Genomic DNA, 13,384 nt, shown 5'->3' with positions numbered 1-13,384 from the left:
CGTCGGGCGGGGGGCCCCCCCCCCCGCCCCCCCCCCGCCATCAGCGAAGCCCGGTCAGCTGTCCAGTGTTCCCACGTGGTGGACGCGGACGAGGTTGGTGGAGCCGGCGAGGCCGGGTGGGGAGCCGGCGGTGATGACGACGATGTCGCCCTTGCGGCAGCGGCCGAGGGAGAGCAGCGCGGCGTCGACCTGTTCGACCATCTCGTCCGTGGTGGCGGCGAAGGGGCCGAGGAAGGTCTCCACGCCCCAGGTGAGGGCGAGTTGGCTGCGGACGGCCGGTTCGTAGGTGAAGGCGAGCACCGGGATCGGCGAGCGGGAGCGGGAGAGCCGGCGGGCGGTGTCGCCGGACTGGGTGAAGGCGATCAGGTACTTGGCGCCCAGGAAGTCGCCGATCTCGGTGGCCGCGCGGGCGACGGCGCCGCCCTGGGTGCGCGGCTTGGTGCCGGCGGTGAGCGGCGGGAGGCCGTCGGCGAGGACGTCCTGTTCGGCGGCCTCGATGATGCGGCCCATGGTCCGGACCGTCTCGACGGGGTACTTGCCGACGGAGGTCTCGCCGGAGAGCATCACCGCGTCGCTGCCGTCGAGGACGGCGTTGGCGACGTCGGAGGCCTCGGCCCGGGTGGGGCGGGAGGCGTTGATCATCGAGTCCAGCATCTGGGTGGCGACGATGACCGGCTTGGCGTTGCGCTTGGCCAGCTTGACGGCGCGCTTCTGGACCATCGGGACCTGTTCGAGGGGCATCTCCACGCCCAGGTCGCCGCGGGCCACCATGATGCCGTCGAAGGCGTCCACGATGGATTCCAGGTTCTCGACCGCCTGCGGCTTCTCGATCTTGGCGATGACCGGGACGAAGCGCCCCTCCTCCGCCATCACGCGGTGGACGTCCTCGATGTCGCGGCCGCTGCGGACGAAGGAGAGCGCGATCAGGTCGGCGCCGGTCCGCAGGGCCCAGCGCAGGTCGGCGATGTCCTTCTCGCTCAGCGCGGGTACGGAGACGGCGACGCCGGGGAGGTTGAGGCCCTTGTGGTCGGAGACCAGGCCGCCCTCGACGACGGTGCAGCGGACCAGCGGGCCGGCCACCTCGACGACCTCCAGGGTGACCCGGCCGTCGTCGACGAGGATCCGCTCGCCGCTGGTGACGTCGGCGGCGAGGCCCGGGTAGGTGGTGCCGCAGATGTTCTGGTCTCCGACGACGCCCTTGTCGGTGGAGATCGTGAACTCGTCGCCGCGTTCGAGAAGTACCGGACCTTCGGCGAAGGTCTCCAGTCGGATCTTCGGGCCTTGAAGGTCGGCGAGCACGCCGACGCTGCGGCCGGTCTCGTCGGCGGCCTTGCGGACCCGGCGGTAGCGCTCCTCGTGCTCGGCGTGCGAGCCGTGGCTCAGGTTGAAGCGGGCGATGTCCATCCCGGCGTCGACCAGCGTCTTGATCTGGTCGTACGAGTCGGTGGCTGGCCCGAGAGTACAGACGATTTTTGCTCGGCGCATACCCCTGAGCGTAGGCATTACCGGCGCGTAACATCGACGCCCGTCCGACCGGCGGGATGACCTTTGCAGGAAGGCGAGTTGAACAATCTGACACCCGCTCGGACTGGTGTGCGCGCGGCACCCCGCGGGCGTCCGCCGATGCGATTCCGTGAAGGGGTGTTCACCCCCGGTTCACCACGCCTTCGGCCGCCGCTCGCGGCCCGGCGGGACGCTCGTCACCCGGGTGGGAGCCCGGACACGGGTCCGACGAGGGGGAATCGCCCGGTATGAAACGTGCGTTCGGGGTGATCGCGGCACTGGTGCTGCTCGGCGGGGTGGCGTTCGCGCTGCTCAAACCCACCGGCAAGGACGATCCGGGCTCGAAGGTCGTCACGGTGACCGGCGTGATCGGCTCCGAGAAGCGGGACTTCTTCAAGGATCCGGACGTCGTGGCCGCGCTGGCGGAGCAGGGCCTCAAGGTCGATGTGCAGACCACCGGTTCGTGGCTGATGAGCGAGAGCGACCTCGGCCGGCTCGACTTCGCCTTCCCGGCCAGCCTGTCGCCGGCCGAGGCGATCCGCCGGCAGCTGCAGCTCAAGGACGGGCCGGTCCGCCCGTTCTACTCGCCCCTGGTGGTGCTGGCCCACCAGTCCACGGCCAAGGTGCTGGCGCAGAACGGGCTGGCCTCCCAGGACCAGAACTCCCGGGTGTGGACGTTCAGGATGGACGAGTACGTCAACGTGGTGAAGGCCGGCCGCCGGTGGGAGGAGCTCACCGGGGCGAAGGACCAGGCGGACCTCAGCGGTGCGGTCTTCATGACCACCACGGACCCCGCCGAGTCCTCCTCCGGGGCGCTGTACCTCGCACTCGTCTCCTACCTGCTCAACAACCACCAGGTGGTGTCGAGCGACGCCGAGGTGCAGCAGGTGAAGGCCGTGCTGTCCGCGCTGACCAGCAAGCAGGGCATCCAGAAGAGCAGCAGCGACGAGCCGTTCCGGGACTTCCTCTCGAACGTGGGCAATCCGCTGGTGCTCGCCTACGAGTCGCAGGCGGCGCAGCTGGCGGTGGAGGGCAAGGGCACCGGCGACATGGTGGTGCTGTACCCGGACACCACCATCTCCTCCGACCACACCATCGTCGGGCGCACGGCGGCCGGGCAGAAGCTGGCCGCGCTGCTGAACGACGACCAGAAGCTCCGCACGCTGGAGGCCAGGTACGGGTTCCGGCCGCAGTCGGATCCGGCCGCCTTCGGTCTGCGGACCGCCGGGCGGGAGAACCCGGCCTTCGCGGCGGACCTGACGGCGGCGCGGGTGAAGCAGGCGCCGGTGCCGTCCTCGGAGGCGCTGGCCAAACTGGTCGACGCGGCGAAGGGGAAGTGACCGGCCGATGGCGGGCGGGACGGTGGCGGGGCGAACGGGACCGCCCGAAGCGGTACACGACGGCACGACGGACGGGGCGACGATGAGGACGACCAGGGTGGGCGCCGCGGCGGGGCGCGGCGGGCGGGTGCTGGTGGCGGGGCTCGCCCTGCTGGTGGCGGCGACGGCGTGCACGTCCTCGCCGGCGCCGGCTCCGCAGCAGAGCGACGCGCCGGCGCCGACCGCGCGCGCGGGGGTGCTGCGGGTGCTGGCCGGCAGCGAACTGCAGGACATGGCGCCGGTGCTGGAGGAGGCGCAGAAGGCGACCGGGGTGACCGTCCAGTTCGCCTGGACCGGGTCGCTGGACGGTGCGGACGCCGTGGCCTCGGGCCGGGCGGACGGCAAGTACGACGCGGTCTGGTTCCCCTCGAACCACTATCTGCGGCTGGACGACGCGGGGAAGTCGAAGCTGCTGTCGGAGACGCCGGTGATGGTGTCGCCGGTGGCGGTGGGTGTGCGGTCGTCCGCGCTCAACGAGCTTGGCTGGGGCGACGGTTCCAAGGTGAGCTGGGGGCAGCTGGCGGACGCGGCGTCGACCGGCAGGCTGGCGTACGGGATGGCCGACCCGTCGCGGTCCAACTCGGGCTTCTCGGCGCTGGTGGCGGTGGCGGCGGCGTTCTCGGGGGCGGATTCGGCGCTCACCGAGGCGGACGTGCGGAAGGCGACGCCGTCGTTGAAGCAGTTCTTCACGGGGCAGAAGCTGACGTCGGGTTCGTCCGGCTGGCTGGCGCAGGCGTACGCGCGGGCGGAGCAGGGCCGGGTCGGGGCGCTGGTCAACTACGAGTCGGTCCTGCTGTCGATGAACAAGACGCTGGCGGCGGACCAGCAGTTGACGGTGATCCGGCCGACCGACGGCGTGGTGTCGGCGAACTATCCGCTGACGCTGCTCAGTTCGTCGGCCGAGCGGGAGCGGGACTCGTTCCGGCGGCTGACCGACTACCTGCTGAAGGACGAGGTGCAGAAGCGCGTCTCGGAGCTGACGCTGCGTCACCCGGTGTCGGCGGGGGTGGCGGCGGCGCCTTCGCTGCCGGCCGACCGGCGGCACGAGTTGCCGTTCCCGGGCAGCAAGGCGGTCGCGGACGGCCTGTTGGCCTCGTACCAGGACGAGCTGCGCCGGCCGTCGCGGACGGTGTACGTGCTGGACACCTCGGGGTCGATGGCGGGGGCGCGGCTGGCGGCGCTGAAGTCGGCGCTGGGGCGGCTGACCGGGGCGGAGGACACCCGGGGGGTGCGGCGGTTCCGCAACCGCGAGGAGGTGACACTGCTGTCGTTCGCGTCCAAGGTGAAGTCGACGAAGACGCACACGGTGCCGGCGGCCGGTGCGCAGCAGGAGTTGGCGTCGATCAACGCGGATGTGCAGGCGCTGTCGGCGGACGGCGGGACGGCGGTGTACAGCTCGCTGCAGGAGGCGTACCGGTTCCTGGACCGGCAGCAGGCAGCGGCGCAGGACGACCGGTTCACGTCGATCGTGGTGATGACGGACGGTGAGAGCAACGAGGGCGCGTCGGACAAGGACTTCCGGAGCTTCTACAACGGGTTGTCGGCGGCGCAGAAGGCGGTGCCGGTGTTCCCGATCCTGTTCGGGGACGCGGCGAAGAACCAGTTGCAGGGGATCGCGGAGCTGACCGGGGGCAAGCTGTTCGACGGGACGGCGTCGCTGGACGGGGCGTTCGAGGAGATCCGTGGGTACCAGTAGCCGCGGGGGTCCGGGCGGGCGGCGGGTGGTGGGGTATCTGGAGTCCACCCGCAATCTGGTCGGCTGCGGGGGCGGGGCGGTCGGGCTGGGGCTGCATTTCGCGGGGCTCGGCGGTGCGTGGTGGCCGGGGATCGTGGCGGCGTTGTACGTCGTGGGTGTGCTGCTGGCGCCGGGGCCGCGCCCGGTGGCCCCGGGGCGGGGACGGGTGCCGGACGTGCGGGTGCCGAACGTGCCGCTGCCGGACGTGCCGGTGCCCGCGCCGCCGGTGCGCTGGGTGGAGCTGGACGCGCTGGCGGGTTATCTGGGGACGGTGGCCCTGCCGTCGTCGGTGAAGCTGGACGACCTGGTGGAGCGGTTGCGGGTGGTCGGTCCGGGGCCGGTGGCGGAGCGGATCGTGCTGCGGCGGCTGCCGGTGGCGGTGGACGGCTATCTGCGGGCGCGGACCTGGGAGCGCTGGACGCCGGACGGGGAGGATCCGGGGGTGGCGCTCGCCCGGGAGGTGGAGCGGATGGCGGCGGTGCTGGCGGGTTGAGCCGGGGGGGCGGGCCCGCGCCGGGTGTCGGCGCGGGCCGGTCACGTCTCCAGGGCGCCGGCGAGTTCCGCCCGGCGGCGTACGCCGAGTTTGCGGAAGCTGTTGGTCAGGTGGGTCTCCACGGTCCGGACGGCCAGGTGCAGCATGGCGGCGATCTCGGCGTTGGAGTGTCCGGCCGTGGCCAGGCGGCAGATCCGCAGTTCGCTGTCGGTGAGGGCCTCGGCGCCGGCGTGCTCGCCGCGGCCGCGCCGGGCGCCGCTGGCGCGGAGCGCCTCGACGGCGACGGCCCGCAGTCGTATCGCGCCGAGCCGTTCGGCGCGGCCGGCGGCCTCGCGCAGGGCGCGGCGGGCGGCGCCGCGCCGGCCGCCGTCGGCGAGCAGGCGGCCGTGGGTGATCAGTGCGGGGATGAGTTCGGTCTCGATCTCGGCGGTGCGCAGGAGTTCGACGGCCTCGGCGGCGAGGTCGAGTCCGTGGCGGCCGCCGGTGGCGGCGCCGAGGGCGCGCAGGGCGCGGCCGACGGTGCGCGGGGTGCCCCAGATCCGGGCGAGCCGCAGTTCCTCCTCGGCGAGGGCGACGGCGGGGCCGGGTTCGCCGAGGGCGGTGTGGCAGTCGGCGGCGGCGGAGCGCCAGGGGGTGACGATGGGGCTGAGGACGTGCCGTTCGCCCTGGCGGCGGCCGCATTCCATCAGGTCGACGAGGGCTTCGGCCGGTTCGCCGGTGGCGAGTCGGAGCAGGCCGCGGGCGTACAGGTACTCGTTCCACTCCCAGGAGCCCTGGGCGCGGTCGGCGGCGACGGCGCGGGCGAGGCCGTGGGCCTGCCAGTAGCGGCCGGTCTCGGTGAGGGCGATGACGGCCTGGGCGACGAGGTGGGCGTTCTGCTGGCCGAGCAGGCCGGCGTAGGTGGCGGGGGCCTGTGCGTCGGCTTCGGCCGGTTCACCGGGCGCGGTCGCGGCGCCCGGGGTGGTGACGTCGCGGTCCGCGGGGTGCGGGTCCGCGGTGCCCGGGGCGCAGGCGCCCGGGTGGCCCGGGCCGGTGGCGTCCGGGCCGGTGTCCGCCGGTGTCCCGCACCACCAGGACCAGACGGAGCGCTCGTGGCGTTCGGGCCGGTCGGCGGTCTCGCCAGCGGACCGGCCGCGGGCGCCGGTCCGCAGCCCCTGGCGGACGGCCTGGGCGGGGGCGGGCGCCGGTCCCGGGAGCGCGGCGGGCCCCGCGCAGGCGGCGGGCGCGGACGCGGCGGCGGCCGACGCGGCGGACGATCCGGTCAGCGCGAGGTCGTCGAGCAGCGCCTGGTACTCGCCGCGCATCACCCGGCTCTCGGCGCGCACGCTCAGCAGGCACTGGTAGCCGGGGTCCAGCGAGGGTCCCCGGTACGCGGCCAGGCCGCGCGCCACCAGCCGGTCCGCCTCGGGCAGCAGGTCCGCCCACTGGGCCAGGGTGGCGGCGGAGACCAGGACGTAGGAGCGGCAGAGCGGGTCGACCGGGGCGTCGAGCAGGTCCTTGACCCGGGTGGCGACCTCGGCCGCGGAGAGCACCCCGCTGGTCGAGTCGAACTCGGTGAGCAGCGCGTACGCGGGCGGTGCGAGCCGGTGCTGGGTGCGGGCGGCGAACCGCTGGACGCCCTCGACCACCTGGAGCCAGCTGTGGCCGTCGTGCGCGGCGATCAGTGCGGCGGCGGCCTGGACGGCGTGGACGAGGTCGTCGCGGTCGGCGAAGCGTTCGGCCAGTTCCTCCATCAGTTCCAGCGCCGCGGGGGCGTCGCCGCGGGCGGCCAGTACGGCGCCGAGCGTGTTGGCGGTCTGGAAGACGCCTTCGTCGGACTGCTGGAGGTGGACGGCCTCGGCGAGGTGGCGGACGCCCGCGGTGCGCTCGGCCGGGCCGAGGGTGACCTCCAGGCCGCCGAGCTCGGTGAGCAGCAGGCCGCGCCGGCGGTCGTTGAGCGGCTCGGTGAGGACCCGGCGCAGCAGGGTGACGGCGTCCTCGGGGCGGTCGGCCCCGGCGGCCTTGCGGGCGGCGCGGCGCAGGGCTTCCGCGGCCCAGCGCGGGGCGGGGGCGGGGGTGAGCAGGAGGTGCCCGGCGACGCGTTCGTCGGGTGCTCCGGTGCGGTGCAGGAACTCGGCGGCGGCGCGGTGGACGCGGGCGCGGTGGCCGGGTTCGTGGCCGGCCAGGACGGCGTCGGTGAGCAGCGGGTGGGTGAAGCGGGGCCAGCGGCCGGGGCCGGGGTCGTCGAGCAGCTTCTGGGCGGTGAGCTCGGCGAGCCAGCCGGTGAGCTGGTCGGGGTCGGCGCCGGCGAGTTCGGCGAGCATCGGTACCGGGTCGAAGTCCCCGGCGCCGGGCAGGGGGGCGGTGCGGGCGGCGGGGTGTTCCTGCATCCGGGCGAGGACGCGGGCGGCGGTGAGGGCGCGGTCGCCGCCGCCGCGCAGCCACTGTTCGACGGCTTCGGGGAAGGCGCCGCCGGGCATCCGGGCGCAGCTGTCGGGCAGGGCGCGCCGGGTGGTGAGGGCGCGGGGCGCGGGCAGGGCCGGGAGGGCGACGAGGGCGGGCGGGGCGGGCAGGGCGGTGAAGGCGGCGGGGCAGCACTCGTCGGGGTGGTCGCGCAGGTCGGCGAGGAGTGCGGTGAGCAGCAGCGGGTTGCCGCCGGTGGCACGGACGCAGTCGTCGGCGAGGGCGGGCGGGGCGCCGAGGCCGAGGTGGAGTTCGGCGAGCCGGGTGGCGGCGGTGGTGTCGAGGGGGTCGAGCCGGGTGGTGTCGGCCAGTCCGGGGGGCAGGCCGCGGCCGAAGCGGGCGGGCGGGCTGCCGAGGGCGCTCTGGCGGCGTTCGGTGGCCAGCAGGAGGACGGGCAGCCGGTCGATCCGGCGGGCGAGCTGGAGCAGCCAGTCCCGGGAGGCCCGGTCGGCGAGGTGGATGTCGTCGACGGCGAGCAGGACGGGGCTGTGGGCGGCGTGCAGGCGCAGCAGGGCCCAGAGGTCGGTGTCGGTGTCGGGGGCGGTGCGGCCGGTCCCGGTGGGCGGTGTGCCCTGGCCGGGGGCGGCCTCGAACAGCTGGCGGGCGGCGGCGTAGGGGGTGGTGGCCTCGTCGACGGAGCAGCGGGCCCACAGCACGGTGGTGCCGTGGGCGGCCTCGCGGCGGGCGGCTTCGGCGAGCAGGGCGCTGCGGCCGGTGCCGGCGGCGCCGGTGACCAGCAGGACGCCGCCGGTGCCGGTCCGGGCGCGGGTGGCGAGTGCGGCGATCCGGCGCAGCTGGGGGTCACGGGCCGCGAGGTGCGGTGGTGCGGCGACGGTCCGGTCCTGCTGGTGTCGGCGCGTCCTGACGGTACTCATCTGCTTCCCTCCCGCGACGCCCGCCGATGACCGGACGGGCACTTTTCCCCGTTGTGCAGGGAAACGGCTTGACGCCGTGTCAGCGGCTCGGTTAGAGCTGTGATTCTCGTCGCACCCCTTTCGGAGCCGCTCCGCACCCCACCCCCGCCCGATCCGTCCGGCTGCCCTCCGCGCCCCGCACCGCCCCCGCCCGGGCCGGGGCCACGCCCGTCGTCCGCGTGTCCGCGCGGCGCTGCGCTGCTCCGTTGCCGTCGGGTGGCCGATCTCGTGGTGGACCACGATGGCCGTGGCCGCCCGTGGCGGGGACCATGGAGCCTACCGGGGGGCCGTCGTCGTTCCCGCATCGCACGCCGCACGCCTGTGCCCGCCGGGCCCTGTAAGGGCCTGGGCGCGGCGCACCGCCGTCCGGCCGCGAGCCGGGGATTTTCCAGGAGGGGGCCAGCTTGACTGTCCTGCACACCGACCACGAACGCCGGGCCGTGCCCAGGCACGCTCCCGCGTCGGCGGGCCAGCGGATGGTGCCGCCGCAGCGTCCGATGTCCGCCCGGCACGTCGCCCCGTCCGCCGCTCCCCCGTCCAGCGGTGGCCGGACCAGCGTCGTCGTCCAGGCCGCGGACCCGATCTCGCGGGCCGGGGCGGAGGCGCAGCTGCGCCGCCACCCGGGGCTGGAGCTGTTGGATCCGGCGCCGGGTGCGCCGACCACACCGGGGGCGGTCACCGTGCTGCTGGCCGAGTCGGCGGACGCCGCCGTGATGGCGAACCTGCGGCGGCTGGTGCGCGGCGCCGAGCAGCGGGTGGTGCTGGTCGTCGAGCGGATGCGCGAGGCCGAGCTGCTGGAGGCGGTGGAGTGCGGCGTGGCCGCGATCATCTGGCGCCGGGAGGCCACCGCCGAGCGGCTGGGCCGGGCGGTGCTGGCGGCGGCCCGGGGTGACGGTGACCTGCCGGCGGACCTGCTGGGGCGGCTGATCAGCCAGGTGGGCCGGTTGCAGCGGAGCGTCCAGGGGATGCCGGGCCATGCGCCGTCGGGGCTGTCCGAGCGGGAGTCGGACGTGCTGCGGCTGGTCGCCGAGGGCTGGGACACGGGTGAGATCGCGGCCCGGTTGTCGTACTCCGAGCGCACGGTCAAGAACGTCCTGCACGGGTTGACGACCCGGCTGCAGTTGCGCAATCGGGCCCACGCGGTCGCCCACGCGGTCCGCGAGGGGTACATCTAGGCCCCGCGCCCGTCCTTCGGCCACCCGCCCGCCGCGTCTCGTCCGCCGGCGCGGCGGGTGGGCCGTTTTCCGGCCGCGGCGGGTGACCTGTTCTGCGGCCGCGGCGGGTGCGGTGCGCCATGCCGGTGCGGCGGTGTCACGAACGAGTCGCCAAGATCTCACCTGCTGGAAACGTTTCGGGGCTACCCATCGGCCGGGTCGCGCGGCACACTTCTACGCGCGTACCTCTACGCGCGTCACCACACCTGACGACCCATTCGCCGTCCCCACCCGGGAGAGCCGTCCATGCCTCTGAACCGTCGTGACTTCGTCGCCCGGTCCGCCGCCACCGCCGCCGGCGCCGCCCTGGCCGGCGGCGCCGGCCTCGTCGCCGCCACGCCCGCCGCGGCGGCGGGCCCGGACGAGACCCGCGCCAAGGGGCGGGCCAAGAAGCAGGCCTTCACCGTCATGGGCACCACCGACCTGCACGGCCGGGTGCTCAACTGGGACTACTTCACCGACGCGGTCTACGCCGACAAGGCGCACAACGAGGTCGGCCTCGCCAAGATCTCCACGCTGGCCAAGCAGGTCCGCGAGGAGAAGGGCTGGGACCGCACCCTGCTGATCGACGCCGGCGACACCATCCAGGGCACCCAGCTGACCTATTACTACGCCCGGGTCGACCCGATCGCCACCGAGGCCGACACCGCGCCCGAGCACCCGATGGCGCTCGCCATGAACACCATGGAGTACACGGCCGCGGCGCTCGGCAACCACGAGTTCAACTACGGCATCGACACCCTGCGCGCCTACGAGGAGCAGCTGGACTTCCCGCTGCTGGGCGCCAACGCGCTGAACGCCCGCACCGACAAGCCGGCCTTCCCGCCGTACGTGATCCGCAAGCTGCGGCTGGGCAACGGCCCGGCCCTCAAGGTCGGCATCCTGGGCCTGACCAACCCGGGCATCGCGATCTGGGACAAGGCGAACGTCGCCGGCAAGATGACCTTCCCCGGCATCGTGGAGACCGCGAAGGTCTGGGTGCCCAAGGTCCGCGCGGCCGGCGCGGACGTCGTCGTGGTGGCCTGCCACTCCGGCATGGACGAGGCCACCTCCTACGGCGACCAGCTGCCGTGGGCGGAGAACGCCTCGGTCGCGCTGGCCGAGCAGGTCGCGGGCATCGACGCCGTCCTGGTGGGCCACGCGCACAAGGAGATCCCGCAGCGGCTGGTCGTCAACAAGGAGACCGGCCGGACGGTCGTGCTCTCCGAGCCGCTCTGCTGGGGCCAGCGGCTGACCTGCTTCGACTTCGAGGTGGAGCTGGACAACGGCGCCTGGAAGGTGGTCTCGCTCTCCTCCCGGGTGCTGAACTCCAACACCGTCCCGGAGGACCCGGAGATCGTCGGCCTGATGACCGACCAGCACAAGAAGGTGGTCGAGTACGTCAACCAGGTCATCGGCACCGCGAAGATCGAGCTGTCGATCGCCGAGGCGCCGTTCCGGGACGTCCCGATCATCGACCTGATCGGCCGCGTCCAGGCCGACGTGGTCAAGGAGGCGCTGGCCGGCGGCCAGTACGCCAAGCTGCCGGTGCTCGCGCAGGCCGCGCCCTTCAACCGCACCGCGGTGATCCCGTCCGGCCAGGTCAAGCTGCGCGACGCGGCAGGCCTGTACATCTACGAGAACACCCTGGAGGCACGCATCCTGACGGGCGCCCAGCTGAAGGACTACCTGGAGTTCTCGGCCCGGTACTACAACCAGCTCGCCCCGGACGCGCCGGTCGACAAGGCCGCCCTGACCAACGCGCAGAACACCCCGGACTACAACTACGACTCGGTGTACGGCCTGGGCTACGACATCGACATCGCCCAGCCGGCCGGCTCGCGGATCGTCAACCTCACCTTCGAGGGCAAGCCGGTCGACCCCGCCGCCCAGTTCGTCCTCGCGGTGAACAACTACCGTGCCAACGGCGGCGGCAACTTCCCGCACGTCGCGGCCGCCCCGAAGGTGTGGGCCAACTCGGACGAGATCCGCAACGCGATGATCGCCTGGGTGAAGGCCCGGGGCGTCATCGACCCGGCCGACTTCGCCGCCGAGTCCTGGCGCCTGGTCCGGGCCGGCCGCCCGGTGTTCTGACCCCGCCCGCCCCACGACCGCCGCGACCGCCCCGCCACCCCTTCCCCGGTGGCGGGGCGCCCGCGTCCGGCCGGGCGGGCCCGAGGGGTCAGAACGGGAAGCGGCTGCGCCCGTGCTGGATGGAGATCCACTTCACCGTGGTGAAGGCGTCCACCGTGGACTCGCCGTTGAGGCGGCCCACCCCGGAGTTCTTCTCGCCGCCGAACGGCACCACCGCCTCGTCGGCGATGGTCCCGTCGTTGACGTGGATCATGCCGGTCTCGATCCGCTGCGCCACCCGCACACCGCGCTCCACGTCCGCCGTGTGCACGGCGCCGCTGAGCCCGAAGGGGGTGTCGTTGGCGATCCGGACCGCCTCGTCCTCACCGTCGAACGGCACCACCAGGACGACCGGGCCGAAGAGTTCGCGCTGCAGGATCGGCGCGCCGGCCGGCAGGCCGCCGAGCACGACCGGGTCCATCAGGCTGCCGTTGGTCTCGCCGCGCAGCAGGGCGGTGGCCCCGCCGGCGATCGCCTGGTCGACCTGGGCGGTGATGGCGTCGGCCTGCACCGGGTTGATCAGCGGGCCGATCTGGGTGGCCGGGTCCTTCGGGTCCCCGACCCGCAGCGTGGCGACCTTGCGGACGAACCGCTCGGTGAACTCCGCCTCGACGCTGCGGTCGACCAGCACCCGGTTGGCCGCCATGCAGACCTGGCCCTGGTGGGCGAAGCGGCTGAACACCGCGGCGTCGACCGCGTAGTCCAGGTCGGCGTCGTCGAGCACGATCAGCGCGCTGTTGCCGCCGAGCTCCAGCACCGTGCGCTTGAAGTGCGAGGCGGCGACGGTGGCGACGTGCCGGCCGACCTTGTCCGAGCCGGTGAAGGAGATCACCTTGGGGACGGGGTGCTCGATGAACGCGTCCCCGATCTCGGCGATGTCGGTGATGACGACGTTCAGCAGACCGGCCGGCAGGCCCGCCTCCTCGAAGATCCTGGCGATCAGCGTGCCGCCCACCACCGGGGTCTCCTGGTGCGGCTTGAGCACCACGCCGTTGCCGAGCGCGAGGGCCGGCGCGACCGCCTTCAGCGACAGGAACAGCGGGAAGTTGAACGGACTGATCACACCGACCACGCCGACCGGGAGGCGGTACAGGCGGTTCTCCTTGCCCTCCACGGGCGAGGGCAGCAGCCGGCCCTCGGCGCGCAGCGACAGCTGCATCGACTCGCGCAGCATGTCCTTGGTGAGGGAGAGTTCGAACCCGGCCTTGAGGGCGGTGCCGCCCAGCTCGGCCATGATCGCCTCGGTGATCTCCGCCTCGCGCTCCTCGACGATGCGCAGCGCGCGCTCGAAGACCAGCCGGCGCGCGTAGGGGTTGGTGGCGGCCCACTCCTTCTGCGCCCGCTCGGCCGCGCGGTACGCCCGGTCGACCTCCTCGACGGTGGCGACGGTGATGGTGGCGAGCTTGTCGCCGGTGTAGGGGTCGACGTCGACGATGTCCCAGGAGCCGCTGCCGGTCCGCCACTCGCCGTCGATGTACTGCAGCGCCAACTCGGAAAGGTACGACATCTGATCCCTCTCGTGCTGATTCGGGAAAGCTGCGGGAAAGCCCGCAGGCTCTCCTCGATCAGATCTGATCAGGGCTCATCGTACT

Annotated in this window: 8 protein-coding genes; 5 read left to right on the top strand and 3 right to left on the bottom strand. The window is 73.7% G+C overall.

The genetic code is table 11. The annotated features are described in order from the left end of the window. Positions 1 to 54: 54 nt before the first annotated feature. Entirely contained in the window at positions 55 to 1,485 is a 1,431-nt protein-coding gene (gene pyk, locus ACFWA9_RS27040) for a pyruvate kinase (protein ID WP_352290245.1), read from the bottom strand. Positions 1,486 to 1,751: 266 nt separating this feature from the next. Here pyk and ACFWA9_RS27035 point away from each other — a divergent pair, with 266 nt between their 5' ends. The 3 genes from ACFWA9_RS27035 (at position 1,752) to ACFWA9_RS27025 (ending at position 5,110) form a co-directional block, all read left to right on the top strand. After that, entirely contained in the window at positions 1,752 to 2,843 is a 1,092-nt protein-coding gene (locus ACFWA9_RS27035; RefSeq protein ID WP_352290243.1) for a hypothetical protein, read from the top strand. Positions 2,844 to 2,925: 82 nt separating this feature from the next. Then, entirely contained in the window at positions 2,926 to 4,578 is a 1,653-nt protein-coding gene (locus ACFWA9_RS27030) for a VWA domain-containing protein (RefSeq protein WP_380390372.1), read from the top strand. Then, positions 4,565 to 5,110: a hypothetical protein gene (locus ACFWA9_RS27025; RefSeq protein ID WP_380390370.1), complete on the top strand. Its 546-nt coding sequence runs from the start codon at positions 4,565 to 4,567 to the stop codon at positions 5,108 to 5,110. The genes ACFWA9_RS27030 and ACFWA9_RS27025 overlap by 14 nt, the downstream gene beginning before the upstream one ends. A gap of 41 nt (positions 5,111 to 5,151) precedes the next feature. On the opposite strand, the gene ACFWA9_RS27020 is transcribed toward ACFWA9_RS27025, so the two are convergent. Further along, positions 5,152 to 8,427 carry an AAA family ATPase gene (locus ACFWA9_RS27020; protein ID WP_380390368.1) on the bottom strand — a complete coding sequence of 1,092 codons (3,276 nt, stop codon included), beginning with the start codon at positions 8,425 to 8,427 and terminating at the stop codon, positions 5,152 to 5,154. A 536-nt stretch (positions 8,428 to 8,963) separates the two neighbouring features. Between ACFWA9_RS27020 and ACFWA9_RS27015 the strand changes: the two genes are divergently transcribed. Both ACFWA9_RS27015 and ACFWA9_RS27010 read left to right on the top strand, forming a co-directional pair. Continuing rightward, complete coding sequence (locus ACFWA9_RS27015) at positions 8,964 to 9,641, top strand: response regulator transcription factor (protein WP_329492076.1); 678 nt, start codon at positions 8,964 to 8,966, stop codon at positions 9,639 to 9,641. 285 nt (positions 9,642 to 9,926) lie between these two features. Continuing rightward, on the top strand, positions 9,927 to 11,753 hold the full coding sequence (locus ACFWA9_RS27010) for a 5'-nucleotidase C-terminal domain-containing protein (RefSeq protein WP_380390366.1): 1,827 nt from the start codon (positions 9,927 to 9,929) through the stop codon (positions 11,751 to 11,753). Positions 11,754 to 11,841: 88 nt separating this feature from the next. Here ACFWA9_RS27010 and ACFWA9_RS27005 read toward each other — a convergent pair whose 3' ends face one another. Further along, positions 11,842 to 13,299 (bottom strand): aldehyde dehydrogenase family protein, encoded by a 1,458-nt coding sequence (locus ACFWA9_RS27005; protein WP_329487198.1) that lies wholly within the window; start codon positions 13,297 to 13,299, stop codon positions 11,842 to 11,844. Between the last annotated feature and the right edge of the window lie 85 nt (positions 13,300 to 13,384).

This window comes from Kitasatospora sp. NPDC059973 (genome assembly GCF_042737525.1).
Lineage (GTDB): Bacteria > Actinomycetota > Actinomycetes > Streptomycetales > Streptomycetaceae > Kitasatospora.
Note: the sequence above shows the minus strand (reverse complement) of the source record. Positions and strands in the feature narration are given on the sequence as shown.